Consider the following 24754-nt stretch of genomic DNA (forward strand, 5'->3'; position numbering starts at 1 on the left):
CGAAGGGCGGAGCGAAAAGATAAGAGCGATGTTCATTCTCATTGCGTAAGTGCATGCTCATGCGTGGCGGGCTGCGCTTTTTGCTCCCAGATTTTGGGAGCAAGCCCATGCGGGCGCATACTCGTGACACCCCATCAGCCTGTTCTTGGGAATCACAATGACGTCCTTCGCACCCGCCCCGAGCGACACGACCATCGCCATCATCGGCGCCGGTCGCCTCGGCACCACACTGGCTCGTGCGCTCCGCGCCGCCCGCTTCCGCGTCTTCGGCCCCCTCGGGCCGGGCACCCCGCCCCGCGCCGACATCGCCCTCCTCTGCGTCCCCGACGCCGCCATCAGCGAGACCGCGCGCGCAACCAGGCCGTTCGCCCGCCTCATCGGTCACGCCTCGGGTGCGACACCCCTCGACGACGTCGACTTCAGCATCCACCCGCTCCAGACCTTCATCGGCACCGAGCCGCCCGAGATCTTCCACGGCATCACCGCGGCCATCGCCGGACGCACCCCCGACGCGCTCGCCGCAGCCGACAGCATCGCGCGCGCCCTCGGAGCCCGCCCGATCGCGATCGACGACGTGCACCGCGCCGAGTACCACGCCGCGGCCTCGTTCGCGTCGAACTTCGTGCTCACCGTGCTCGACGCCGCCGAGCAACTCGCAGAGCGGGCGAACATCCCGCCCGCCGACGCGCGCGAGCTGCTGGCACCACTCATTCGGCAGAGCGTCGACAACTGGGTCGCCACCGGGGCGGGCCCCGTGCTCACCGGCCCCATCGCCCGCGGAGATGAGGCCACCGTCGCCCGCCAGCGCCAGGTTGCCGAGGCAGCCGGACTCGACGAGCTCTTCGACGCACTTGCCGATCACACCCGCGCACTCACCGACAGACCCGCCGCATGAAGATCGTCCGCACGATCGCCGAGGTGCGCGCCGCCGTGCGCGACATCCGCAGTCGTGGCGGGCGCATCGGCCTCGTGCCGACCATGGGCGCCTTCCATGACGGGCACCTCTCGCTGATGCGTCACTCCAGGCAGCACAACGACCTCGTCGTCGTCTCGCTGTTCGTCAACCCCACCCAGTTCGGCCCCGCCGAAGACCTCAGCCGCTACCCGCGCGACGAGCACCGCGACGCCGCCCTTGCCGAGCAGGCCGGCGCCGACGTGCTCTTCGCCCCCGATGTGGCCGAGATCTACCCCGATGGCTTCGCGACGAGCATCCACGTCTCGGGGCTCACCGACGTGCTCGACGGCGCCGCCCGCGGTGCGCACCACTTCGACGGCGTCGCCACGGTCGTCACCAAGCTGCTCGGCATCGTGCGGCCCGACACCGCGTACTTCGGGCAGAAGGACGCCCAGCAGGTGCTCGTCGTCCGCCGCGTCGCGCGCGACCTCGACCTCGACGTGCGCATCGAGGCGCTGCCCACCGTGCGTGAACCCGACGGGCTCGCCATGAGCTCGCGCAACATCTACCTCGATGCGGATGCCCGCCGCCGGGCCGCCGCGCTGAACCGGGCGCTCACGGTGGCATCCGACCTGCACCGCTCGGGCGAACGCGACGCGGCCACCCTCGTGGCCGCCGCTCGACGGGTGCTCGATGCCGCAGGGATCATCCCCGAGTACCTCGAACTGCGCGACGCGACTGACCTGCGCGCGCTCACCCGTGTCGACGACGACGCCCTGCTCGCGGTCGCCGCGCGCGTCGGCGACGCCCGCCTGATCGACAACCACCTTCTCACCGCCTCGCCGAAGAAGCCGTCATGAGCTCCCACGCCGCCCCGCGCCGACGCGTCACCCTCGCAGACCTCGCCGCCAAGAAACGCGCCGGCGAACCGATCGTGATGGTCACCGCGTACGACCACCCCGGCGCGCAGATCGCCGAGGCGGCGGGCGTCGACCTCGTCCTCGTCGGCGACTCGGCCGCGATGACCGTACTCGGCTACGACAGCACCGTGCCGGTCACCGTCGACGAGATGCTCGTGCTCACCAGGGCTGTGCGCCGCGGACTCGACGCGCCCCTGCTGGTCGGGGATCTGCCGTTCGGCTCGTATGAGGCATCCGACGCCCTCGCGCTCGCCACCGCCCAGCGCTTCGTGAAAGAGGCCGGTGTCGACCTGGTCAAGATCGAACGCGGCGGCACGAGTGTCGCCCGGGCCCGCGCCCTCGTCGACGCGGGCATCCCCGTCGTCGGCCACGTCGGACTCACCCCGCAGAGCGTCGCCGCCCTCGGCGGCTACCGCGCGCAGGGACGCACCGCCGAGGCGGCGATCGCCGTGATCGACGACGCCATCGCACTGCAGAACGCCGGATGCTCGCTACTGGTCGTCGAAGCCGTTCCCGCGCCCGTCACGGCGGCGATCGTCGACCGCGTCGACTTCCCGGTGATCGGCATCGGCGCCGGTGCCAGCGCCGTCGGGCAGGTGCTGGTGTTCCACGACCTGCTCGGCATCTACGACGGCCCCGCCGCCCGGTTCGTCAAGCGCTACGCCCACTTGCGCGACGCCGCGATCGACGGCGTCGCTGCCTACGCGCGCGAGGTGCGGTCGGGTGCCTACCCCGCGCCCGAGCACGGGTACACGATGGCGGATGCTGAAGAGCAGCGCCTGCGCGAACTGCTCGATCGGCGCTGACGGCGGGTGATCACGCAGCCGAGCCCGCGGCACCCGACTCGGCCGTGATGCGCGCCGCCATTGCCCGCCGCCATCTGCCCGCCGTACGTTTGGCGGGAGTGTGAACGTCTGGCGGGCGACACGCCGCGTATACCGCTGGCATCCGTACAATTCCCCGCCAAACGTACGTGACTCCAACTCGGCACGGGTGTCACCCACCCGAACCGGCGGCACCCGACTCGGCCGCGGCCGTGATGCGCGCCGCCATGCCGGCGAAGATGAACCCGTGGAACGGCAGCACGGCCAGCCAGTACAGCCGTCCGGTGAGCCCGCGAGGAAAGAACACGGCCCGCTGCTCATAGCGCGTGCCCGTGGCATCCGGCACAGCTCTCAGCTCGAGCCACGCGGCGCCGGGCACTCTCATCTCGGCCCGCAACCGCAGCAGGCCGCCCGCTTCTGCATCAGCGGTCGGCTCGCGAACCGCCTCGACCCGCCAGAAGTCCACGGCGTCTCCGGGGCGCACGCGGGTGCGGCTGCGCCGCCCGCGTCGCAGTCCGACACCGCCGATCACGCGGTCCATGATGCCGCGCAGCGCCCACAGGAACCGTGATGAGTACCAGCCGTTCTGCCCGCCGATGCCCACGATCACCCGCCAGACTTCTGCCACGGGCGCGCTCGTGTGCACGGTGCGCTCATCGGTGAACACGGTCCGCCCCGCCCAATCCGGGTCGCTCGGCAACGGGTCGCTCGGGGCGCCCGACACCTCGGCATCCTGCCAGCTCGTCTCGACGCCATCCGCGTCGACCCGGCCGAGCGCCAGCGACACCGCCCGCCGGTAGGGCATCAGCCCGCCTTCGGGGCCGGGGATCAGGTCGTCGATCGCCCGGTTCTTCATCACGCACTCGTTCTGCAGCGACTCCACGAGCGGGCGCGCGATCGCCCGCGGCACCGGCGTCACCAGGTTGACCCACAGCGACGCCAGGCGAGGAGTCAGCACCGGCAGAGCCGCGATCGCCCGCTGCGGCAACCCCGCTTCGAGCGCGTACCCGTTCATCATCTGCCCGTAGCGCAGCACATCGGGGCCGCCGATGTCGACCGCGGCGTTCACCGTGGCATCCACCCGCGCCGCGCCCAGCAGGTAGTGCAGCACGTCGCGGATCGCGATCGGCTGAATGCGGTTGCGCACCCACTTGGGGGCGGGCATGTACGGCAGCACCTCGGTGAGGTGGCGGATCATCTCGAACGACGCCGATCCCGAGCCGATCACCACGCCGGCCTGCAGCACCAGCGTGGGCACTCCCGAGGCGAGCAGGATCTCACCCACCTGCACGCGCGAGCGCAGATGCGGCGACAGCTCGGCGCCGTCCGGGTGCAGGCCACCCAGATAGACGATCCGACGCACCCCGGATGCTGCGGCGGCATCCGCTACGGCGTGCGCGGCCTCGGCATCGCGGGCGTCGAAGTCCTTGCCGCCGCCCATGGAGTGCACCAGGTAGTAGACGACGTCCACATCGTGCATGGCTCGGGCGACGGCATCCGCGTTCTGCGCCTCTCCCTCGACGATCTCGACGTCGTCGCCCCACGCGAACGAGCGTGCGCGGGCCGCATCGCGCGCAAGCACGCGCACGCGGTAGCCGGCGTTCAGAAGGCGGGGGGTGAGGCGCCCACCGATGTACCCGGTCGCGCCGAGGACGAGCGCGCGCGGTGCGGTGCCGTCATCGCGGAGCGCCGCGCGCAGTTCGCGTTCGCGGCCGGTCGGTGCGGTCAGGTCGCTCATGCACACAGGGTAGGTCGAGTGAGCCGCACGGCAAAAGGCCGACCCACCCTTGCCGAACGATTCATAGCGACATATCGTTAACCATCGTCCAATTCGAGGAGGACATCATGAGCAACGCATTCCCCAGCGGCGGCTTCGGCTTCGGAGCCAGCAACGGCGCAGGAAACCCGCTCGCGGGTGTGTGGGAGGCGATGGACCAGCTGCGCAGCACCTTCGAGCAGCGTCCCGGCACCTCGCGCATGGCCCGCGGCGACGTACGTGCGGCCGTCATCTCGCTGCTCGCCGAGAAGCCGATGCACGGCTACCAGATCATCAGCGAGATCGGCGAGCGTTCGGGCGGCGCCTGGAAGCCGAGCGCCGGATCGGTCTACCCGACGCTGCAGCTCCTCGCCGATGAGGGCCTGATCACCGCCGAGGAGCAGGGTGGCCGCAAGACCTACTCGCTCACCGAAGCGGGTATCGCCGAGTCGGAAGAGGCCGCCGCCAAGCCCGCCCCGTGGGAGAACGCCGGCAACCGCGCGCCCGGACACCTCGCGCTGCTCCCCAAGGCCGGCATGGAGCTCGCCAGCGCCACCGCGCAGCTCGCCCGCACCGGAACCCCCGAACAGGTCGACGAGGGCGTCGCCGTGCTCGAAGACGCGCGCCGCAAGCTGTACGCGATTCTCGCCGAAGGGTGACGATCGACGAGGGGGCATCGATGGCGGATGCCCGAGACTCGCGCGTCGCCGAACCGCGCGCCGGCAGGGATGCCGCGGGACGCGCCCGCTACCGGCGCATCCTGCGCTTCGCGGCGCGCGCGTTCGTGCAGATCTGGTGGTTCGAACTCGTGCTGCCCCGGGTGGGGATGGCGCATGTCGCCGAACGCACGCGCGACGATCGGATGCTGGCGCTCGCCCGCCGGTTCCGCGCGCTCGCCGTCGCGCTGGGCGGGCTGATGATCAAGATCGGCCAGTTCATGTCGTCGCGGCTCGACGTGCTGCCGCCCGAGATCACGGCCGAACTCGCCGCATTGCAGGACGAGGTGCCCGCGGTGCCGTTCGAGCAGATCCGCGTGGTGGCCGACACTGAACTCGGCATGCCGCTCGAGCGGGCGTTCGCCTCGTTCGATCGGATGCCCGTGGCTGCGGCATCCCTGGGTCAGGCGCACCGCGCCACCCTGCTGCCGGCGGATGCGGCCGAGACCGGTCTGGACGCGGTGATCGTCAAGGTGCAGCGTCCCGGCATCGACCGGATCGTCGAGGTCGACCTCGCGGCGCTGCGGCGGGTCGCCCGCTGGGCCCAGCGGGTGCGTATGGTCTCGGACCGCGTCGATGCGCCCGCGCTCGTCGAGGAGTTCGCGCAGACCTGCCACGAAGAGATCGACTACCTGCACGAGGCCGTCAGCGCTGAGCGCTTCGCGCAGGACTTCATCGATGATGACCGCGTCGGTGCGCCCGCGATCGTCTGGGAGCGCAGTACGCGTCGGGTGCTCACCCTCGAAGACGTCACGGCCATCAAGATCAACGACACGGTGGCGCTGCGCGCCGCCGGCATCGACCCGGCCGACGTCGCTCAGGTGTTCGCCGGGGTCATGCTCGATCAGGTCTTCACCCACTCGTTCGTGCATGCCGACCCGCACCCCGGCAACATCTTCGTCACCCCGCTCGACGGCAGTGCGCGGGGCTGGCGGCTGACGTTCATCGACTTCGGCATGATGGCCGAGGTGCCCGACGATCTGCGCGCCGGGCTGCGCACACTGGTGATCGCGGTCGCCGCCCGCGACAGCCGCGGACTCGTGCGCGCCGCGCAGCAGATCGGCGTGCTGCTGCCGTCGGCCGACACGGTTCAGCTCGAACGTGCTCTCACCGTGCTGTTCGCCCGCTTCGGAGGGATGGGCTTCAGTGAGCTGCGCGACGTCGACCCCGAAGAGCTGCGGCAGTTCGGCATGGAGTTCGGTGACACCGTGCGCAGCCTGCCCGTGCAACTGCCCGAGAAGCTGCTGCTGCTCATGCGCGCCGTCTCGCTGACCTCGGGCATGTGCAGCGCGCTGGATGCGTCGTTCAACATCTGGGAGCCCGTCGAGCCGTACGCCACCAAGCTGCTGCGCGACGAGAGCGGAAACCTGGTGCAGGATCTCGTCGCGCAGTCGACCTCGAACATGGGTGCGCTGTGGCGCATGCCCGCACGCGTGGACGGACTCATCGACCGCTTCGACGCCGGCACCCTCACCTTCGACATCTCCAGCCTGGAACACCGACTCGACCGGATCATCCGCGTGGCGGTGCGGGCCGTGTCGGCGGTGCTGTTCGGTGGACTGCTGATCGGTGGCGCGCTTCTGCTCGGCCCGGTCACCTGGCTCGGGGTCACGCTCATGAGCGTTTCGGTGCTGCCGCTCCTGCACGCGGTGTTCGGGCGGCGGTAGGTTCTGCGGGTCGGGATGGGGCAGCCCGGGGCGCGTCAGGGCAGGGCGCGTCAGCCCTCGATACGCGACTGCGCGCTCAGCCGGTGCCACCCGCGGTTGTGGTAGACCAGCGCGTCTCCCGGAGCACCGGGATCGACGTCGCGTTCGATGTGCGACTCGAGCGCGTGAGCGGCGATGACGGTCGAGGTTCCGGCATCCATGCGGTTGATGACGGCGCACCGCACCCACGCGCGGACGTCGGCGTACACCGGCTCGCCGGTGCTCAGGCGAGACCAGCGGTGTGTCTGAGCGAAGCGATCGATGCCACCGGTCGCGCCGAGCTTGGCGAGGTTGAGATCCTGCGCGTCCAGCAGGTGCACGACCACGCTCTCCGCGCGTGAGAGAACGTCGGATGCTGACGACAGGGCCGAGACCGAGAAGATCAGCAGCGGCGGCTCGGCGCTGACCGACACGACCGACGTGGCGGTCAGCGCGACCGGCCCGTCTCCGGCATCCGCGGTGATGACCGCGACGCCACCGGGGTGTCCGCGGAACAGTGCCTTGAACTCGTCAGCCGAGAGCGAGGCCGAGAAGCCGTGCGCCGACTCCTCGGCCCACGCCGCGGCGGGATACGCGTGGAACACGGTCAGACCCCTCGGCCCGCGAGTTCTTCGCGAACGATGCTCGCGCCCGCGCTGAGCGCGCTGAGCTTCGCCAGCGCGACATCGCGACGCAACGGAGCCATTCCGCAGTTCGTGCTCGCGACGAGCTTGTCGGCATCGACGAACGCGAGCGCCTTTCGCAGCGTGTCGGCGACCTCTTCGGGGGTCTCGACCTGCTCGGTCGCGACGTCGATCGCGCCGAGCATGACCTTCTTGCCACGCAGCAGTTCGATCAGATCGGTCGGCACGCGAGAGTGATGCGACTCCAGCGAGATGGTGTCGATGCTCGACTGCTGCAGCAACGGGAACGACTCCTCGTACTGCCGCCACTCCGACCCGAGCGTCGTCTTCCACTCGTTGTTGGCCGTGATGCCGTAGCCGTAGCAGATGTGCACGACCGTCTCGGCACGCAGTCCTTCGACCGCGCGCTCCAGTGCTGCGACACCCCAGTCCTTGACCTCATCGAAGAAGACATTGAAAGCGGGCTCATCGAACTGGATGACGTCGACGCCGGCGGCTTCAAGCTCTCTGGCCTCTTGGTTGAGGATCGTCGCGAACTCCCACGCCAGCTTCTCGCGGCTGCGGTAGTGCGCGTCGTGCAGGGTGTCGACCATCGTCATCGGGCCGGGCAGAGCCCACTTGATCGGGCGGTCGGTCGCCGCGCGCAAGAACTTCGCGTCGTCGACGAACACGGGGCGCTCGCGCGTGACCGCCCCGACGACGGTCGGCACGCTCGCGTCATAGCGGTCGCGGATGCGGACGGTCTCACGCTGCTCGAAATCGACGCCGCTGAGGTGCTCGATGAACGTCGTGACGAAGTGCTGGCGGGTCTGCTCGCCGTCGCTCACGATGTCGATACCGCGCGCCGTCTGCTCCTGCACGGCCGAGCGCAGAGCATCCTGCTTGCCCTCGGCCAACTCGGTGCCCTGCAGCTTCCACGGCGACCAGAGGGTTTCGGGCTGCGCGAGCCACGACGGTTTCGGCAGGCTGCCGACGGTGGAGGTCGGCAGGAGCGTGTGCGCGCTCGACGCCTCGTGACCGGTCATGCGGCGGGGGTGAGGTAGTCGGCGGCCCACCGCTCAAGGACGTCCTTGTGCGGGGTGATGAAGTGCTCTTCGGTGTACTTGCCCTGGGTGACAGCGAGCTGGCTGCGCTCGACCCGGTCGTACGCGATCCGCGTCTGCGAGTAGTCCTGCTGCTGCAGGCTCGGGCGGTACACAGCCGGAGCGGCCGCGTTGGCGTTGTAGATCTCGGGGCGGTAGATCTTCTGGAACGTCTCCATGGTGCTGATCGTGCCGATCAGCTCCAGGTCGGTGTAGTCGCCCAGCAGGTCGCCACGGAAGTAGAAGGCGAGCGGTGCGACGCTGCCACGGGGCATGAAGTACCGCACCCGCAGCCCCATCTTGCCGAAGTAGTCATCGGTGAGCGACGAGTCGTCCTGCTCGTACTCGACGCCGAGAACGGGGTGGTGGTTGCCGGTGCGGCGGTACGTGCGGCTCGTCGAGACGCTGATGCAGATCACGGGCAGCTTCTCGAAGCGCTCCCGGTAGGCGTCGGATGCCAGGAAGTGCGCGAACAGCTTGCCGTGGAGGTCTCCGAAGTCGGCGGGGATGCCGGCGTCGGCGGACTTGATCGCGGGCAGCAGCACGCTGAAGTCGAAGTCGCGCACGTAGGACGAGAAGTTGTTGCCGACGATGCCGTGGTGGCGGGCGCCGGTGTGCCGGTCGACGATCCAGATGTCGAGCACCTCGAGCAGCGGGAACTCCCGGTCTTCGTCTGCTGCGGTGAACTCCAGCTGTGCCGAGACGATGTCGAGCTCGAGTGCGTAGCGGTCGCCGTCCGGGTTGTCCCAGCCGGCGAGGTCGTTGAAACGACGGTCGATCATGGTCAGCGCATTGCGCAGGTTCTCCTGACGGTGCTCGCCCCGGGCCAGGTTGGCGAAGTTCGTCGTCGCGCGCGAGCTCTGCGAGGGGGAGTAGTCCTCGTCGAAGCGAGTGGTGGTGATGCTGAAAGCGAAGTCGTCCGCCATGAGGGGCCAATCCGGTGTCGAGGGGGCCTGGTGCGGCCTCCGGGAGAAGATTGATCCATCGTGCGTGAGGCACTCGGATATCGGGTAACTCGACTTGGGTATGGGTTGCCATAGAGTTTGCCTATGGCACAAGGATCGAGCGGTCTCACGCTGCAACAGCTGCGCTATTTCATCGACGTCGCAGCGGAGGGATCGATCTCTGCCGCGGCCGATCTTCTCTTCGTCGCGCAGCCCACGATGTCGGCGGCGATGAAGGAAATCGAGGCGCGCGTGGGCCGTGCGCTTCTCGTCCGCTCCGCGCGTGGCGTGACTTTAACCCCTGATGGTGCGGAGTTTCTGGGCTACGCGCGGCAGGTCGTCGAGCAGGTGGCGCTCCTGGAGCAGCGCTACCTCGGTAGGGCGCCGTCCCGGCGACTGCTCGGCGTCTCGACCCAGCACTACTCGTTCGCCGTCGATGCGTTCGTGCGGATGGTGAAGGCCAGCGGCGCGGCCGAGTATGAGTTCTCACTGCGCGAAACGCGCACGTGGGACATCATCGAAGATGTCCGCACATTACGCAGCGAGATCGGCATCCTGTACCGAAACGAGTTCAACCGCCGCGTCATCGACAAGCTGCTGCGCGACTCGGGGCTCGTGTTCCACCCGCTCTTCCTCGCCGAGCCGCACATCTTCATCTCGCGGGGAAACCCTCTGGCCGCGCAAGAGCGGGTCACGCTCGACGACCTCGCCGAGCTCCCCCGACTCACGTTCGATCAGGGCGTGAACAACTCGTTCTACTTCGCCGAAGAGATCCTCTCGACGCTGTCGAGCAAGCAGGAGATCCGCGTGTCCGACCGGGCGACGATCTTCAACCTGATGATCGGTCTCGGCGGGTACACCATCTCGACGGGCATCATCAGCGACGAGCTCGACCCCGCGATCGTCGCCATCCCGCTCGACGTCGACGAACGCATCGAGATCGGTTGGATCGACCATGCTGCGATCCCGCTCACCGAACTGGCGCAGCGCTACCTCGCCGAAGTGCGAGCGGTCGTCGCCGGGTTCGGTGTCGAGGTGCTCGGGTGAGGCAGTTCACGAATCCAGGACACCTTCACGTTCTCAGGAAGATCAGGGCGCCAGCATCCTGAGAAATGCACTGCGTCCTGAGAAGTTGTGGGGGCCTACCTCTTGACACGCTCCTCCTCGAGGCATAACGTACAACCAAATGGTTGCACAACGAGAACTCAGTGAGGCGGAGGTCGACCGTGTCTTTCATGCACTGGCGGCGTCGACGCGGCGCGACATCCTGCGCCGCACCGTCGAACGCGAGCAGTCGGTCTCGGCGCTCGCCGGCGACTACGACATGTCTTTCGCAGCCGTGCAGAAGCACGTCTCGGTGCTCGAAGCCGCGGGCCTCATCATCAAGCGTGCCGAGGGACGCGAGCGCCTCGTGCGCGCCAACCCCGAGATGATCGCGAAGGCGCGGGCTCTGCTGGCCCGCTACGAAGAACTCTGGCGGGCGCGCATCGCCAGACTCGACGACCTGTTCGCGGCCGAGCACCCGCCTGCGTCGCGCGGCCGATCGCCGCAAGATCCCACCGAGCAAGACCCTTCCCTATAAGGAGAGTGAAATGCCTGTCATCGATATCGCCACCGACACAGAGAACCTGACGATGACCGTCACCGCCGAGTTCGCCGCGCCGATCGAGCGCGTGTGGGACGCCTACAGCGACCCGCGCCAGCTCGAGCGGTTCTGGGGTCCTCCCGGGTGGCCGGCCCGCTTCTACACCTGGGACCACACGGTCGGCGGGCGCGCCGACTACGGCATGACCGGCCCGCGCGGTGAGAGCTCACGCGCCTACTGGGAGTTCCTCGCCATCGAGGCGCCGCACCGGTTCGAGGTGCTCGACGGTTTCAGCGACGACAACGGCGATCCCAACCCCGACTTCCCCTCGATGCGCATGGAGTTCGCGTTCGAATCGGTCGGCGAAGCGACGCGCATGGTCACCACCTCTTACTTCGACTCGCTCGAAGCACTCGAGCAGATCGTCGAGATGGGCGCCATCGAGGGCACGCGCCTGGCCATGTCGCAGATCGACGCGGTGCTGCAAGACCTGCGCGAGTACGCCCAGGGCAAAGGCACGCGCGTCGAGCTGCTCGACGACACCCACGTGCGCATCACCCGCCTGGTCGACGGGCCGCGTGAACTGGTCTGGCGTGCGCACACCGAACCCGAGCTGATCCGCAAGTGGATGCTCGGGCCCGACGGGTGGGAGATGACCGAGTGCGTGGTGGGCAACGCCCCCGGCGAGAGCTACCGCAACTCGTGGGCCCCCGTCGGCGACACCGAGGGTGAGCCCTTCGGATTCGAGGGCGAGACGCTGCTGGTCGAGGCGCCGCGCCGCTCGGTCACCACCGAGCGGATGCAGGGCATGCCAGCCCCTGAGATGCTCAACGATCTGAACCTCTACGAAGAGGACGGCGCGACGCTGATCACGGTGCTCATCGAGTATCCCGACAAGGACACCCGCGACATGATCCTCGGCACCGGTATGGCCGACGGCATGGAGGAGTCGTTCGCGCGTCTTGAGCGTGAGGTGCTCGCGGCCTGACGTTCACAACTCCGGAGAAACCGGCCGGTTCCACCCGGAACTGGCCGGTTTCTTGTGTGCATCTCCGAGATTTCCGGAGTTGCGAACGGGGCACCTAGGGTGGACGGATGATCGATTGGACCTCCTGGACCGGAACCGGCGTCGCCATCGGTATCGCCCTCGTCGTCGCCTTCGCCATCGTGCTGGGTCTGCGGCTCGTGGCACGGCTGCTGAGCCGCCGGGTGCCGTGGATGCGCGACCTCGATCACCGGGTGCGCCGCGCCTGGGTGACGTTCTGCGTCGTCCTGGCCATCTGGATCGCCGGCGCCGTGACCGCACCGGGCCGTCAGGAATGGTGGGGGTCGGCCTCGCATGTGATGTTCATCGCCGCGATGGTCACGGCCGGATGGCTGCTGGCCGCGCTGGTCTCGTTCGGCTTCGAAGGCCTGATCGCCCGCGAGCAGGTCAGCTTCTCGGGCGCCGACCTGCGCCGCCGCCGCACTCAGCTGATCGTTCTGCACCGGCTGACCCTCGTCGTCATCGGCGTGATCGCCGTCGGCGCGGTGCTCTTCTCCTTCCCGGCGCTGCGCGTGGTCGGCACCAGCCTGCTGGCATCCGCGGGTATCGTCAGCGTCATCGCGGGCCTCGCGGCGCAGTCGATCTTCGGCAACCTCATCGCGGGCATCCAGATCGCCTTCACCGACACGATCCGCGTCGGCGACGTCGTGGTCGTCGAGGGCGAGTGGGGCACGATCGGTGAGATCAACCTGTCGTACGTCGTCGTCTACATCTGGGATGAGCGGCGCCTGGTCGTGCCGTGCAGCTACTTCACGACTAAGCCGATCGAGACGTGGACCCGCAAGTCGGATGCCATCCTCGGCACGGTGTTCCTCGATCTCGACTGGCGTGTGCCGATCGATGACGTGCGCGCGAAGTTCGAGCAGATCATCGAGTCGCTGCCGGAGTGGGATCGTCGCTCGTCGAGCTGCTGGGTCACCGACTCGCAGGGCGGCCACGTGACCGTGCGACTGGTGATGTCGGCGAAGAACTCCGACGACCAGTGGGTGCTGCGCTGCCAGGTGCGCGAGCAGATGGTGACCTGGCTGCAGCAGGAGCACCCCGAGGCGCTGCCGCGCACACGCGTGTCGGTCGAGAGCTGACCGCGCCTCTCAGATCAGGCGCCGCAGGGCCTCTTCGAGCGAGATGCCCTGCGCGTCGGCACGGTCGCGCAGCCGGGCGTGCTCGGCGGCGGTCAGTGAGACGGTGAGCTGCGTGGGAGCGGATGCCTCGGGCTCGTCGAAACCCGAGAACAGGTCGGTCGTCTCAGCCCACAGCGGCGCCGAGAACTGCGGTGCGGGTGGCAGCGGCGCGACAGGCTGGGGTGCCGGCGCTTCGGGTTCCGCGCCGGCGAAGCCGGGCCCCGTGCGCGGTTCCTCGCCCTTCTGATAGGCCCGTGCCGCCGCGTTGGCGCGCTCGTCGGCGGCCTCGTTGAGCGGATGCCCGGCGTGCCCCTTCACCCAGGTGAACGTCACGTCGCGCCCGCGCATGGCCTCGTCAATGCCCTCGAGCAGATCGCGGTTCAGCACCGCGCCGCCATCGGACTTGCGCCAGCCGCGGCGCTTCCACCCGGGCATCCACTTGGTGACCGAGTCGATCACGTAGCGGCTGTCGCACTCGATCACGAGGGCTTCATCGGTGCCGGCGGTTGCGCGCAGCAGTTCGAGCACGGCGCGCAGTTCGCCCTGGTTATTCGTGCCGTGCGCCGATCCGCCCGCCGCCCATCGTGCGTCGTCGATGTACCAGGCCCAGCCGTTCGGGCCGGGGTTGCCGAGTGCGGAGCCGTCTGCCGCGGCGGTGATCGTCATCCTTCAACCGTAGGGCGTGCGCGGCGGGCATCCGCACTTGGTACCGTCGGGGGATGTCCGGATTCGCGCTGAAGGCCGTGGTGATCGTGATCGTGATCGCCTTGATCGGGGTGATCGCGGCGCGGGCGTTCCGGCGCGTGCGGCCGTCGAAGCCGGCCGCGGCCGCCCCGCCGGCGAAGACCGGAACGCTGGCTCAGCGGATGCCCGTGCTGTTGCTGCCGCTCGCCGGAGCGGTGCTGGTCGTCGCGGGCTTCTTTCTGGGGCTGATCTCGTTCACCTCGCGGTACACAGCCGACCTGCTGCCACTGCGGATCGCGGCGGTCGTGCTGTTCGTCGCCGGTATCGGTGTGCTGCTCGTCGGGCCGCTCAGACGGCGCGGAAGGTGAAGAACGCCTCGATGCCGCCGTGGTTGACCACGCCCTCGCCGGTTCCCCACATGCGTGACGAGGTGGTGGCGCCGCTCTCGACGAACGCGTAGCCGGTGTGCTCCAGCCGCCACCCGACGCGCTCGACCTCGCTGAGGAAGTAGCCGACGTGGTCGTCGCGCTGCATGCGGTTGTCGGCCGAACCCCACGACGAGGCCTGACCGGTCAGATGGGCGATGTCGACCTGCAGGTGCAGTAGGGCGTCGCCGCGGGTGCGGGCATCGTGGGCGAGACGGAGCAGGCGCGTGGCCTCGTCGGCAGAGGGCATGCCCACGATCCTACGGGCCGACAGCGCCGGTCTATGCGGGCAGGTGCACGTCGAATCGGCATCCGATGTCTTCGTTGCGGGCCGTGATGCGCCCGTTGTGCGCTTCGACGATGCCTTGGGCGATCGCGAGGCCCAGACCCGCCCCGGTGTGTCCGCTGCCGGGCGGTCGTGGCGTGCGCGCGTGCGTGCCGCGCCAGCCCGGATCGAAGACGCGATGCAGGTCTTCGTCGGCGATGCCGGCGCCCGAATCGTGCACCGAGAGGGTGACTGCATCAGACTCGCGGGCCGTGCTGATGCGGATCACCCCGCCCTGCGGGGTGTGCTCGATCGCGTTCATCAACAGGTTCGAGACCACCCGAGACAGTTCGGCGGGGTCGCCGACGACGACATGATCAGAGCTGGTGCTCTCGACCAGCTCGATGCGTTTGGCGTGCGCGACCGGTCCGAGCTCGGCGGCGATATCGCTGACGATGTCGCGCAACGACAGCGGTTCCAGCGTCAGCACGAGCGTGCCCGACGAGATCTTCGACAGCTCGAACAGGTTGTCGACCAGCGAGGTCAGGTGGTCGACCTGCAGGCGCATCTGGCGGTGGAAGCGCGCGGGGTCGTCGGCGAGGCCGTCTTCGAGCGCCTCGGTCATGGCGCGCAGGCCGCTGAGTGGAGAGCGCAGGTCGTGCGAGATCCAGGTCATCAGTTCGCGGCGCGACTCGTCGATCGCCTGCACTTGAGCGCGGGCCTCGGCGAGTCGGGCGCTGGTGGCGGCCAGTTCGTCGGCCACCTGCTGCAGTTCACCGCCCGCAGCCAGCGCCGCCCCGCTGGTGACCAGTTCGCCGTCGCCGACCGAATGCGTCAGGGTCTGCAGGGTGTGTGCGGCGCGCGAGAGGCGCAGGCCGAGTACCAGGGCGATGGCGACCGCCATCAGTGTCGAGACCACCGTCACCACGACGACGACGAGAAAGTCGTGGGCCGAGATGTACATGGCCTGGGCGACGGCCAGCACGCCCGCCGCAAGCGTGAGGGCCTCGGCGAGAACCACGACGCACAGCTGCACGATCAGCCCGCGTCGACGCGCGAGGTGGAGGGCTCCCAAGCCGAGCGCTCCGACGAGCAGTGCGGCCCCGAGAGCGAGGCCGATGATGGCGAGAAGGTCGGGTAGTGGCATCAGGTCTCCTCGATGTCCAGACGGTAGCCGACGCCCCAGACCGTGACCAACAGCGTCGGATGCGCCGGGTCGGCCTCGATCTTCTCGCGCAGCCGGCGAGTGGTGACGGTCACCGTCGAGAGGTCACCGAACTCCCAGCCCCACACGCTGCGCAGCAGCGTCTGACGGTCGAACGTCTGCCGGGGATGCTTGAGCAGAAAGGCGAGCAGGTCGAACTCGCGCGCCGAGAGCACCAGTTCGGTGCCGTCGCGGCTGACGCGTCGGGCCGAGGCGTCGAGGTGGAAGGGGCCGATGTCGAAGGGCGCCTCAGGGGTGTGCGGGGCGAGACTGCGCCGCAGCACCGATTGCACGCGCAACACCAGTTCACGGGGTGAGAACGGTTTGGTGAGATAGTCGTCGGCGCCGGCTTCGAGTCCGGCGATGCGGTCTTCGGTCGATCCCAGTGCGGTGAGCATGATGATCGGCACCGCAGAGGTGGCGCGGATGCGCCGGCACACCTCGGCGCCGTCGATGCCCGGTAGCATCCGATCGAGCACGATCAGGTCGGGTGGGGTGCGCTCGACGGCCGCGAGTGCCGAGAAGCTGTCGGATGCCACATCGGCGAGCAGTCCGGCGGTGCGCAGGTAGGTCACGGCCACTTCGGCGACGGTGGCGTCGTCCTCCACGACGAGAACGCGCCGGTCGGTGAGATCGACGCCCTGTTCACCATTGGACGGGAGGGACATGCCCTCAGAGTAGGCCGCCGAGGGCGCCGGGGGAGGGCATCCGCGCCCCGCGCAGCGACCCTTCTTCACTTCGTAAGGAATGGAGCAACCACGCCGGGGTGCAACTTTCTACGGTCAGAACATGGAAATCGCCGTCGATGTCGTGCTCCCGTGTCTCGATGAGGCCGAGGCGCTGCCAGGTGTGCTGGCGGGACTTCCCGCCGGGTGGCGCGCCATCGTCGTCGACAACGGTTCGACCGACGGGTCGGCCGCGGTGGCGGAGCAGCACGGTGCGACGGTCGTGCATGCGGCGCAACGGGGGTACGGCGCGGCCGTGCATGCCGGACTGATGGCGGCCACCGCGCCGATCGTGGCATTCAGCGATGCCGATGGCTCGTTCGACCTGGCACAACTGGCGGCTGTGGTGGGACCGGTGCGGTCGGGGGATTCTGACCTGGTGTTCGCGCGGCGGGTTCCGGCGCGGCCGGGGGCGTGGCCGCCCCACGCGCGGTTCGCGAATGCGGCGCTGCTGTGGTGGGTGCGGCGACGGATGGGCGTCGACGTGCATGACCTGGGGCCGATGCGGGCCGGGCGCCGGACCGACCTGATCGGACTCGATCTGCGTGATCGGCGTAGCGGGTATCCGCTCGAGCTGCTGTTGCGGGCGCAACGCGCGGGCTGGCGCATCGATGAGGTGCCGGTGCCGTACCTGCCGCGGGTGGGGCGTTCGAAGGTGACGGGCACGGTGCGCGGCACGGTTCAGGCCGTGCGCGATATGACGACGATGCTGCGGAGGTACGCATGACCACTCTGATCGTGATGGCGAAGGAGTGCGTGCCCGGGCGGGTGAAGACGCGTCTGCACCCTCCGTTGAGTCTGGCGGATGCTGCGCGGCTCGCGCAGGCGTGTCTGGACGATACAGTCGCCCGCACGCGTGTGGTGGGTGAGCGCCGGGTGCTGTGCCTGCAGGGCAGTTTGCCCCCGATCGCGGGATTCGCTCAGGTGCCGCAGGTGCCGGGCGATCTTGACGAGCGGATCGGAGCCGTGCTCGATCAGGTGCGTGGGCCGGTGCTGTTGATTGGCATGGACACCCCGCAGGTCGATCCGGTGTTGCTGCAGCGCCTGGCCGCGGAGTGGCCGCGCGACGTGGATGCCTGGTTCGGGCCCGCCGCGGATGGGGGCTTCTGGTTGCTGGGGCTGTCGGAACTGCCCGGCAGGAGCCGGGGGGATCTGGTGCGCGGCGTGCCGATGTCGCGTAGCGATACGGGGCGCAACACGCGTGATCGGCTGGTGCGGGCGGGACTGCGGGTGCGTGATGTGCCCGAGCTGAGCGACATTGATGACATTGCGTCGCTGCGGGTGGTCGCGCGCGACGTCGATCCGGCGGGCCGCGTCGCTTCGGTGCTGCGGGAGTTGCGTCGGGATGGCGCGCTCGACGGTGTCGTGGTGCCGCGCGGGGGTCTCGTCGCGCGACGTGGGGCGGAGGTCGCGTGATGCGCCGCGTGGTCGCTCCGGTCGATGAGCAGACGGTGGTCGACGCCCACTATGGCGCCGGGGGAGACGCCCCGTACGAGCTCGCGTTGCGAGGTGGGGGAGGGATGCTGCAGATCATTGAGCACGGTGCCGCGGACGGTGGGCGCCCGGTCGAGCTCGGGCGGTTTCTCTCGGCGGCCGACCATGCGGATGGCGCGGTGATCGCGCGGGCGCACGGAACGGTGCTCGATGTCGGGTGCGGGCCGGGACGGATGATGCGCGCGTCGATCGTCGCGGGACACTTGAGTCTGGGTCTTGATGTGTCGGCGGCGGCCGTCGAACACGCGACAGCGCAGGGGTTGCCCGCACTGCGGCGCTCGGTGTTCGACCCCGTTCCCCGCGAGGGCGAGTGGGACACCGTGCTGCTGATCGACGGCAACCTCGGAATCGGCGGCGATCCCGTGGCATTGCTCGCCCGCTGCGCCGAACTACTCGCTCCGGGTGGCTCGGTGCTGGCCGAACTGCACGCCGATAGCCGCCGCGACCGGGGGTTCGCGGCGCGGCTGGTCGACACCGACGGCAGAACCAGCGCGCCGTTCCGCTGGCACGAGGTCGGGCGTCGTCCACTGCCCGGCTACGCCCGGCGTGCCGGCCTGCGTTGCGTCGAGGTGTGGGCGGATGCCGGACGCGTGTTCGCGCACCTGCGGAGGTGAGGGTTCGGCGGTGCAACTACAGGAGAACGCTCAGCACCGCGAGGGCGGCACTGATGATGATGGCCCCGACCCCTACCCGTCGTCGGTGACGTGCGGGAATCAGCACAGCGGCCAACGTCACGATAAAGCTGAACGCGAGCACGAACGGTGCCATCACCGCAATGGCATACAGTGCGTGCGACCCGGGCGCGACCACACCGAGCACTGTCCAGAGTGAGGCACCGCCGAGTAGCACGATCGCTGCGGCGAAGAGCGGGGCGACGATACGTGGCTGGCGGAATGCGTGCTGCACGGCGATCGCCGTGCCTCCCACGGTTCCTGCCGTCAGAGCCCAGACAGCGGTGAGTTGAAGTGCGCTTAGCGGATCGGTCGGGGCCTGCGAAGCGAGGGAGAACAGTGCCGGAGGTACAAGGCCCAGCGCGGCCGAGAACCCTGCGGCCGTGGGGAACCGTGTTCGGAATCGTCGCCAGCGATCGGCGACAGACGTGCGCCAGGAGGTCACTTCGCTACGTCCTCTCCGGTGCGAGGTGGAAAGGGGATGCCATCGTCTGAGCCTCGCAGGTGCGTGTTGCTTTCTTTAGCAGGTCGACGGTGATCTTCCCGATGTGAGTGGACCTTCGACCAAAGAAACACGCTTTGTGCTTTGAGGGTGACACAACTTGTGATAGAAATGTGGCACAACTCGTCTAGGGGGAGCAATGCCAACATCACGCAGTCTTGCCACCGGTGTTACTGAGACGCTGGGCGCCGCGTTCTCGACGCCGTTCGTCTCGCTGTTTGTCGCCCTGCTGGTGAGTGTGGGCTTGCTGGCAATCGTCGCGCGGATGCGGCCCCTCGAAGCAGTCGCCGGGGATGTTGCCACCCGACGATACGCGCCAGAGCGAAGCGCGCTTGGAATCACGGCGGCTGCAGTCATCGCCTTGTTCGCGCTTGAGAACGTTGTGCGCGGGTACGTCGTGGACCTCGCCGACGTGGTGTCGTGGTGGCGCTACGCGCTTCCCTTGGCTGGTGCATCGCTCGGGCTCTTCGTCGTCGTCATGAACGTTCTCGTACGGGGGACGACCCAGCCAAGAGCACCAGGCGCAAGCGTTGCGCGTCGCACCTGGACGACGTTCGGCCCGCGGTGGGGGATCGCCGCAACGTGTATCTCGTTCGTGGCGCTACTGGTCACAACGGTCTGTGCAGGTGTGGTGTCCTCGCCAGATACGCGCGGACGGTACATCTGGCTCGCGATCCCGGTTCCGAATGAGGCCGACGTCGACCCGGTCCGTGTGTGGTTCTATGGCTGGGCGTATGGGCTGCCCGTGCTTGTCTGCCTTGGCGCGCTCTCAGTGGTGACGTGGTCGGTGCTTCACTTCAACGCGTCGCGCCCGTACATCTGCTCAGAGACTGTGACCGATGAGAAGCGGTTCCGTCGCGAGATCGCTGCCAGTACAGTTCGCGTTGCCTGCGCTACGACGCTGATCGCTCTCGCTGGCGCATGGCAGTTCATTGCCCAGGCCGGCACTGTTTCTCAGTTGACTATCGCAGCTGAGGATCACGGTCAGCCGTTTGAAGTCACCTGGCGGTACGCAGAGTTCGCGATCGCTGCCGGCTGGCTCGCGCCTGTACTCGAGATCGCGGGCTTCGTGCTTTTGTTCTTCGTCATGGCAGGCGCCACTCGTCGCACCGGGAGACACGCAATCCGACGTCGGGCCGATGCCGGTGCTCACGAGACGGCGATGCGATGATGGCAAGCCACCCACAGGCATCCGCCGACGAGGGGAGCCCGACGCTCGACATCTACCGTCGGTTTCGAGGCATGATCGCTTCGGGGCAGCTCGGTGCAGACGAGCGGCTGCCGACGGTGAGACAGACGGCTCGCGACTTCGGGGTCGCGCAGGGGACCGCCGCGAAGGCGTACCGGATGCTCGAACAGGAAGGCCTGGTCGTCACCCGTACTGCCGCCGGAACGCGTGTCGCCGCGACAGCAGCAACGTTGCCTCACCGTGTTGTTGGTCCGATCCGTGAACTTGTCGATGCGGCAGAATCAGCGGGCGTGCAGCTCAGCGACGTCATCGATGTGCTGCGGGTGACCTGGCAGAGCCGCGTCGGCGCCGCAGACGACTCCGGGCGCGAGGAAGAGGGCGGTCGCGTCGCCGAGAAGGGCGCGTCGGGCCAGAGGAACGGGTAGCCCGCGTTCTCCGCCCATGCTCACCGAGAAGGTTCGAGCCGCCGCTGTGGCTGGTGATGATCGAGGCTGTCACCGACTCTCTGGTGTCGGGTGTGCCCCGGCCAGAGCGCTGCTGCGGCGAGCCCGAGGAGCGGCCGTTGTACAAGTGGCCCGCGCAACCCTCGCGGACAGAGGTTGCTAGAGACAGATCGGCACGCTCTTTAGGGCAGAAACTGACCGCATTGGCCCCTAGGGGCGAGTCACAACGAACATGCGGAGGACAGATTGACTATTCAGCCGAGCTACCAGGCCGAGGGATACACAACTGTTGCGCCATGGGTGGTGACTGACGACACCGGCGCCTTGCTCGACTTCATCGCTGAGGCGTTCGGTGGGGTAGAGGTTGCGCGCGTCGTGACAGAAGACGGTGCGATCGGACACGGTGAGATCCGTGTCGGCGACACCGTCGTGCTCGCGTTCGATCGTCAGCCCGATTGGCCCCCGCTGCCTGCGCTGCTACGTGTGTGGGTGCCAGACCCCGATCATGCTGTCGAGCGTGCGGTGCGGGCCGGCGCCACGATCGTCACGCCGCTCAGCGACAACGCGTTCGGTCAAAGGGGTGCCCGGATCCGCGATCCCTTCGGCAACATCTGGTGGGTAGAGACACAGGTCGAACTTGTCGCGGAGGACGAGATGTGGGCACGGCTGCAGCAAACCCCGTACGCAGAAGACATGAAGGTCGCGCAAGAAACCCTCGATGCCGCACTCAGCGGTCGCCATCAAGGCCGAAGCAGCGCACCCATCCAATAGCCACGGCCGGCCCGCGTGGGAATCCATCACGATGGTGCTCGGGCACACTCATCGCGTCTCCGATCAGAGGGTCAGGAGCACCTTGATGGCGCGGCGCTCATCCATGGCCTTGTAGCCCTCAGCTGCGTCGTCGAGCGGGAGAGTGAGATCGAAGACCTTGCCGGGGTTGATCTCGCGCTTCCAGATCTTCTCGATGAGTTCGGGAAGGAAGCGCCGCACGGGCGCGGGGCCACCATGCAGGTGCACTTCAGCGAAGAACAGCTGGTCGAGGGGAAGAGTGACGCCTTCGTGCGCCACACCGACGAAACCGATGTGTCCGCCGCCGCGGGTCGCGTGGATCGCCTGCAGCATCGACTCTTCGGTGCCGACGGCCTCGATGACGCTGTGGGCGCCGAGCCCTCCGGTCAGCTCCTTGATGCGCGCGGCTCCTTCTGCGCCACGCTCTTCAACGATGTCGGTGGCGCCGAACTCGCGGGCCAGTGCCTGCCGGTCGGCGTGCCGCGACATCGCGATGATTCGTTCCGCGCCAAGCTGCTTCGCGGCAAGAACACCCATGAGCCCGACAGCACCGTCGCCGACCACGGCGACGGTCTTGCCAGGACCGACCTCGGCGGCGACCGCGGCGAACCAGCCCGTGCCGAGCACGTCGGAAGCGGCGAGTAGTGACGGAATGAGGTCGGCGTCCGGCTGACCGGGGGTGGCGACGAGCGTGCCGTCGGCGTACGGGATGCGAGCACGCTCGGACTGCGTGCCGATACCCATCGACACGAACTGGGCGTGCACGCACTTTGAGGGGTAGCCAGAACGGCAGATCTCACACGTGTTGTCAGAGATGACGAACGAGCCGACGACGAAGTCGCCGACCTTCAACGTCTTCACGTCGTCGCCGATCTGCTCCACGACACCGACGTACTCGTGCCCCATCGCGGTGTGATCCACGGGCTCGACACCACGGTACGGCCACAGGTCCGACCCGCAGATGCAGGTGGCGGTGAGCCGGATGATGGCATCCGTCTGATCGATGATCGTGGGGTCTTCGCGTTCTTCGACCCGAACGTCACCCGGGCTGTGCATGACGACTCCGCGCATGATGGTCTCCTTCGTCTGAGGCGTGTTGACATCAGTCAACGCCCCGCGAACCGTGCGGGGGAGTCCCTGATGAGAGGTGTACCAAGAGGGCATCCCTCGTCAGCAAGCGCGGACGTATCGTCGGGGTATGGATAACCGATCAGAGGTGCGGGAGTTTCTGATGTCGCGCCGTGCGAAGGTCTCTCCTGCACAGGCCGGTCTGCCGGCGGGGCCGAACCGTCGCGTCGACGGCTTACGTCGCGCTGAGGTCGCCATCCTTGCCGGGGTGAGCGTGGAGTACTACGCCAAGCTCGAACGCGGTGCCATCGCCGGTGCTTCGGCCGCAGTTCTCGACGCCGTGGCGGGAGCACTGCAGCTTGACGAGACCGAACGCGCGCATCTGCTCGACCTCGCCAGGGCCGCCGACGGCATCCCCGCCTCGGGTCGTCATCGCCGACGCGCCAGCAAGCCCGGCCCGCTTCGCCCGAGTCTTCAATGGGCGGTGGATGCTGTGGGAGTCGGCGTCGCCTTCGTCCGCAACACCCGCCAAGACATCCTTGCGACCAATGAACTCGGCAGGGCCTTCTACTCACCCCTCATCGGCGACGGGGGCCGCACTCCGAACCTGGCACGCTTTCAGTTTCTCGATCCGGCCTCGCGCGACTTCTACCCCGACTGGGATCGCTTCGCCGAGATGTGCGTCGCCATCATGCGTGCTGAAGCCGGTCGGGACCCCCACGACAAGGGCATCCAAGACCTGGTCGGTGAACTCTCCACGCGCAGTGACGTGTTCCGGCGTCTCTGGGGCGCGCACGACGTGCGCAGCCACGGTGCCGGAACGAAGCGTTTTCAGCATCCGCTGGTCGGCGAACTGACCCTCGCCTACGAAGAGCTCGCCATCACCGCCGAGCCCGGCAACGTCCTGATGATCTACACCGCGGAACCGGGGTCGCCAAGCGCCGAGCGGCTCGCCCTTCTCGCAAGTTGGTCCGCGCCACGCGGCACTGACCTGGTGCCTGCGGATACTCCATCCGACAATGCCAGGTAGCAAGGCATCGTCCGTCGGATCCGTCGTCCGTCGCATCCGAAGCGCAACAGAGAGGTCCCCATGGAAATCGACACCAAGAAGCCCACGGTCAAGAACCCGCCCGAGCAGTTCACGGGTGACGTGTACCTCGACATGATCGCCGCGCCCCGTGCCGAAGGCCAGCGCATGGTCGTCGCCAAGGTGCGTTTCATGCCTGGCGCTCGCACTGCGTGGCACTCGCACGCCCTCGGGCAGACCCTTCACATCACAGACGGCGTGGGCTTGATCGGAACGAGGGACGGCCGAGTGATCGAGGTGACGCCGGGGCAGACGATCTACACACCTCCGGGTGAAGAGCACTGGCATGGTGCGACCCCCGACGACTACATGGAGCACCTTGCCATGATCGACTCCGCCGACAACCCCGCTGACACCACCGTCTGGCTGGAGCACGTCTCGGATGAGGAGTATCGCCGATGACTGCATGGGCACCGGAAGACATCCGTAGCATCCGCGAAAGTGACGACTTTCACATCGCTCCGTTCCGGGGCGACGGGACGACCCCGGGAACTCTGACGTGGATCTGGGCAGTGGTCGTCGACGATGCCATCTACGTGCGCGCCTACAACGGCACGTCGTCGCGTTGGTACGGGTCAGCCGTCGCACAGCGCGCCGGACGCGTCTCGATCGGCGGGACGGTGCACGACGCGACATTCGTTCCCATCGACGACACCGACCTGAACGAGCGCGTCGACGAGGCTTATCGGGCCAAGTACGCGGGTAGCCCCTATCTTCCGCCCATGCTCACCGAGAAGGTTCGCGCCGCCACTGTGCGTGTCGACGCTCGCTGATCGTCGTGCGCCGCCGTTGTGGCTGGTGATGACCGAGGTTCACGCCGATTCTCTGGGTACCGGGTGTATCCCGGTGAGAGCGCTGCTGCGGAGAGCCTGGACTCCATCCACTGAAGACCGTTGTTTCCCAGGTGATCTAGAGGGCGTGAGGAACGAACTGGTGACAGGTGTGGTTTAGGCCGCGAGTGTGAGCGGCTCGGCTAGCTTGGCTTCGAACT

Annotated in this window: 29 protein-coding genes; 19 read left to right on the plus strand and 10 right to left on the minus strand. The window is 68.1% G+C overall.

Going from position 1 to position 24754, the window contains the following annotated elements; genetic code table 11:
- Positions 1-157: 157 nt before the first annotated feature.
- From ACLD0U_RS09850 to panB, 3 genes are read left to right on the plus strand one after another with little or no spacing between them, the layout of a single operon-like run.
- Positions 158-895: a DUF2520 domain-containing protein gene (locus tag ACLD0U_RS09850; protein WP_410340520.1), complete on the plus strand. Its 738-nt coding sequence runs from the start codon at positions 158-160 to the stop codon at positions 893-895.
- Positions 892-1755, plus strand: a complete 864-nt coding sequence (gene panC, locus ACLD0U_RS09855; protein WP_410340521.1) for a pantoate--beta-alanine ligase — start codon at positions 892-894, stop codon at positions 1753-1755. Before ACLD0U_RS09850 ends, panC begins: the two co-directional genes overlap by 4 nt.
- On the plus strand, positions 1752-2621 hold the full coding sequence (gene panB / locus ACLD0U_RS09860; protein ID WP_410340522.1) for a 3-methyl-2-oxobutanoate hydroxymethyltransferase: 870 nt from the start codon (positions 1752-1754) through the stop codon (positions 2619-2621). The genes panC and panB overlap by 4 nt, the downstream gene beginning before the upstream one ends.
- Before the next feature lie 190 nt (positions 2622-2811).
- Here panB and ACLD0U_RS09865 read toward each other — a convergent pair whose 3' ends face one another.
- Positions 2812-4377: an SDR family oxidoreductase gene (locus ACLD0U_RS09865; protein WP_410340523.1), complete on the minus strand. Its 1566-nt coding sequence runs from the start codon at positions 4375-4377 to the stop codon at positions 2812-2814.
- A 107-nt stretch (positions 4378-4484) separates the two neighbouring features.
- Here ACLD0U_RS09865 and ACLD0U_RS09870 point away from each other — a divergent pair, with 107 nt between their 5' ends.
- Positions 4485-5054 (plus strand): PadR family transcriptional regulator, encoded by a 570-nt coding sequence (locus tag ACLD0U_RS09870; RefSeq protein ID WP_206822669.1) that lies wholly within the window; start codon positions 4485-4487, stop codon positions 5052-5054.
- Between the two features lie 20 nt (positions 5055-5074).
- Complete coding sequence (locus ACLD0U_RS09875; protein ID WP_410340548.1) at positions 5075-6778, plus strand: ABC1 kinase family protein; 1704 nt, start codon at positions 5075-5077, stop codon at positions 6776-6778.
- 50 nt (positions 6779-6828) lie between these two features.
- On the opposite strand, the gene ACLD0U_RS09880 is transcribed toward ACLD0U_RS09875, so the two are convergent.
- The 3 genes from ACLD0U_RS09880 to ACLD0U_RS09890 are packed head-to-tail and all read right to left on the minus strand — an operon-like array spanning position 6829 to position 9448.
- Positions 6829-7401: a flavin reductase family protein gene (locus ACLD0U_RS09880; RefSeq protein ID WP_410340524.1), complete on the minus strand. Its 573-nt coding sequence runs from the start codon at positions 7399-7401 to the stop codon at positions 6829-6831.
- 2 nt (positions 7402-7403) lie between these two features.
- Entirely contained in the window at positions 7404-8465 is a 1062-nt protein-coding gene (locus ACLD0U_RS09885) for a methionine synthase (protein ID WP_410340525.1), read from the minus strand.
- Positions 8462-9448: a DUF1852 domain-containing protein gene (locus tag ACLD0U_RS09890; RefSeq protein WP_179409388.1), complete on the minus strand. Its 987-nt coding sequence runs from the start codon at positions 9446-9448 to the stop codon at positions 8462-8464. The genes ACLD0U_RS09885 and ACLD0U_RS09890 overlap by 4 nt, the downstream gene beginning before the upstream one ends.
- Positions 9449-9571: 123 nt before the next feature.
- Here ACLD0U_RS09890 and ACLD0U_RS09895 point away from each other — a divergent pair, with 123 nt between their 5' ends.
- The 4 genes from ACLD0U_RS09895 to ACLD0U_RS09910 all read left to right on the plus strand — a co-directional run bounded on the left by ACLD0U_RS09895 (position 9572) and on the right by ACLD0U_RS09910 (position 13178).
- Entirely contained in the window at positions 9572-10513 is a 942-nt protein-coding gene (locus ACLD0U_RS09895; protein ID WP_410340526.1) for a LysR family transcriptional regulator, read from the plus strand.
- A gap of 139 nt (positions 10514-10652) precedes the next feature.
- Positions 10653-11048 carry an ArsR/SmtB family transcription factor gene (locus tag ACLD0U_RS09900; protein ID WP_410340527.1) on the plus strand — a complete coding sequence of 132 codons (396 nt, stop codon included), beginning with the start codon at positions 10653-10655 and terminating at the stop codon, positions 11046-11048.
- Positions 11049-11058: 10 nt separating this feature from the next.
- A complete protein-coding gene (locus ACLD0U_RS09905; RefSeq protein ID WP_410340528.1) occupies positions 11059-12039 on the plus strand; it encodes an SRPBCC family protein in 981 nt (326 codons plus the stop codon).
- Between the two features lie 107 nt (positions 12040-12146).
- Complete coding sequence (locus ACLD0U_RS09910; RefSeq protein WP_179409384.1) at positions 12147-13178, plus strand: mechanosensitive ion channel family protein; 1032 nt, start codon at positions 12147-12149, stop codon at positions 13176-13178.
- 9 nt (positions 13179-13187) lie between these two features.
- Here the strand turns inward: ACLD0U_RS09910 and ACLD0U_RS09915 are convergent, their stop codons facing one another.
- Positions 13188-13883 carry a ribonuclease H gene (locus tag ACLD0U_RS09915; protein ID WP_410340529.1) on the minus strand — a complete coding sequence of 232 codons (696 nt, stop codon included), beginning with the start codon at positions 13881-13883 and terminating at the stop codon, positions 13188-13190.
- A 53-nt stretch (positions 13884-13936) separates the two neighbouring features.
- Here ACLD0U_RS09915 and ACLD0U_RS09920 point away from each other — a divergent pair, with 53 nt between their 5' ends.
- On the plus strand, positions 13937-14269 hold the full coding sequence (locus ACLD0U_RS09920; protein WP_410340530.1) for a hypothetical protein: 333 nt from the start codon (positions 13937-13939) through the stop codon (positions 14267-14269).
- Here ACLD0U_RS09920 and ACLD0U_RS09925 read toward each other — a convergent pair.
- Genes ACLD0U_RS09925 through ACLD0U_RS09935 form a run of 3 tightly spaced genes read right to left on the minus strand, consistent with a single transcriptional unit; the run spans position 14250 to position 16463 of the window.
- On the minus strand, positions 14250-14576 hold the full coding sequence (locus ACLD0U_RS09925) for a hypothetical protein (RefSeq protein ID WP_206822685.1): 327 nt from the start codon (positions 14574-14576) through the stop codon (positions 14250-14252). The two genes, ACLD0U_RS09920 and ACLD0U_RS09925, sit on opposite strands and share 20 nt — an antisense overlap.
- Positions 14577-14607: 31 nt before the next feature.
- Positions 14608-15738: a sensor histidine kinase gene (locus ACLD0U_RS09930; protein ID WP_241263494.1), complete on the minus strand. Its 1131-nt coding sequence runs from the start codon at positions 15736-15738 to the stop codon at positions 14608-14610.
- A complete protein-coding gene (locus tag ACLD0U_RS09935) occupies positions 15738-16463 on the minus strand; it encodes a response regulator transcription factor (RefSeq protein ID WP_179409380.1) in 726 nt (241 codons plus the stop codon). The genes ACLD0U_RS09930 and ACLD0U_RS09935 overlap by 1 nt, the downstream gene beginning before the upstream one ends.
- Before the next feature lie 121 nt (positions 16464-16584).
- Between ACLD0U_RS09935 and ACLD0U_RS09940 the strand changes: the two genes are divergently transcribed.
- The 3 genes from ACLD0U_RS09940 to ACLD0U_RS09950 are packed head-to-tail and all read left to right on the plus strand — an operon-like array spanning position 16585 to position 18628.
- Positions 16585-17247 (plus strand): glycosyltransferase family 2 protein, encoded by a 663-nt coding sequence (locus tag ACLD0U_RS09940; protein ID WP_410340531.1) that lies wholly within the window; start codon positions 16585-16587, stop codon positions 17245-17247.
- Entirely contained in the window at positions 17244-17936 is a 693-nt protein-coding gene (locus ACLD0U_RS09945) for a DUF2064 domain-containing protein (protein ID WP_410340532.1), read from the plus strand. The genes ACLD0U_RS09940 and ACLD0U_RS09945 overlap by 4 nt, the downstream gene beginning before the upstream one ends.
- Positions 17936-18628 carry a class I SAM-dependent methyltransferase gene (locus ACLD0U_RS09950; protein ID WP_410340533.1) on the plus strand — a complete coding sequence of 231 codons (693 nt, stop codon included), beginning with the start codon at positions 17936-17938 and terminating at the stop codon, positions 18626-18628. The genes ACLD0U_RS09945 and ACLD0U_RS09950 overlap by 1 nt, the downstream gene beginning before the upstream one ends.
- A gap of 16 nt (positions 18629-18644) precedes the next feature.
- Here the strand turns inward: ACLD0U_RS09950 and ACLD0U_RS09955 are convergent, their stop codons facing one another.
- Positions 18645-18941: a hypothetical protein gene (locus ACLD0U_RS09955; protein WP_410340534.1), complete on the minus strand. Its 297-nt coding sequence runs from the start codon at positions 18939-18941 to the stop codon at positions 18645-18647.
- Positions 18942-19431: 490 nt separating this feature from the next.
- On the opposite strand from ACLD0U_RS09955, the gene ACLD0U_RS09960 reads away from it, so the two are divergent.
- The 3 genes from ACLD0U_RS09960 (at position 19432) to ACLD0U_RS09970 (ending at position 21590) form a co-directional block, all read left to right on the plus strand.
- Positions 19432-20358, plus strand: coding sequence for a hypothetical protein (locus tag ACLD0U_RS09960; protein ID WP_410340535.1), 927 nt, complete (start codon positions 19432-19434; stop codon positions 20356-20358).
- Positions 20358-20801: a GntR family transcriptional regulator gene (locus ACLD0U_RS09965; RefSeq protein ID WP_410340536.1), complete on the plus strand. Its 444-nt coding sequence runs from the start codon at positions 20358-20360 to the stop codon at positions 20799-20801. The genes ACLD0U_RS09960 and ACLD0U_RS09965 overlap by 1 nt, the downstream gene beginning before the upstream one ends.
- Positions 20802-21122: 321 nt before the next feature.
- Positions 21123-21590 carry a VOC family protein gene (locus tag ACLD0U_RS09970; RefSeq protein WP_410340537.1) on the plus strand — a complete coding sequence of 156 codons (468 nt, stop codon included), beginning with the start codon at positions 21123-21125 and terminating at the stop codon, positions 21588-21590.
- A 63-nt stretch (positions 21591-21653) separates the two neighbouring features.
- Here ACLD0U_RS09970 and ACLD0U_RS09975 read toward each other — a convergent pair whose 3' ends face one another.
- Positions 21654-22679 carry a zinc-dependent alcohol dehydrogenase family protein gene (locus ACLD0U_RS09975; RefSeq protein ID WP_410340538.1) on the minus strand — a complete coding sequence of 342 codons (1026 nt, stop codon included), beginning with the start codon at positions 22677-22679 and terminating at the stop codon, positions 21654-21656.
- Positions 22680-22806: 127 nt separating this feature from the next.
- Here ACLD0U_RS09975 and ACLD0U_RS09980 point away from each other — a divergent pair, with 127 nt between their 5' ends.
- The 3 genes from ACLD0U_RS09980 to ACLD0U_RS09990 are packed head-to-tail and all read left to right on the plus strand — an operon-like array spanning position 22807 to position 24536.
- Positions 22807-23706, plus strand: a complete 900-nt coding sequence (locus tag ACLD0U_RS09980) for a helix-turn-helix transcriptional regulator (RefSeq protein WP_410340539.1) — start codon at positions 22807-22809, stop codon at positions 23704-23706.
- Positions 23707-23766: 60 nt separating this feature from the next.
- A complete protein-coding gene (locus tag ACLD0U_RS09985) occupies positions 23767-24165 on the plus strand; it encodes a cupin domain-containing protein (protein WP_410340540.1) in 399 nt (132 codons plus the stop codon).
- On the plus strand, positions 24162-24536 hold the full coding sequence (locus tag ACLD0U_RS09990) for a DUF2255 family protein (RefSeq protein WP_410340541.1): 375 nt from the start codon (positions 24162-24164) through the stop codon (positions 24534-24536). The genes ACLD0U_RS09985 and ACLD0U_RS09990 overlap by 4 nt, the downstream gene beginning before the upstream one ends.
- The last annotated feature ends 218 nt before the right edge of the window (positions 24537-24754 follow it).

Source organism: Microbacterium sp. 2216-1, assembly GCF_046507855.1.
Lineage (GTDB): Bacteria > Actinomycetota > Actinomycetes > Actinomycetales > Microbacteriaceae > Microbacterium > Microbacterium esteraromaticum_C.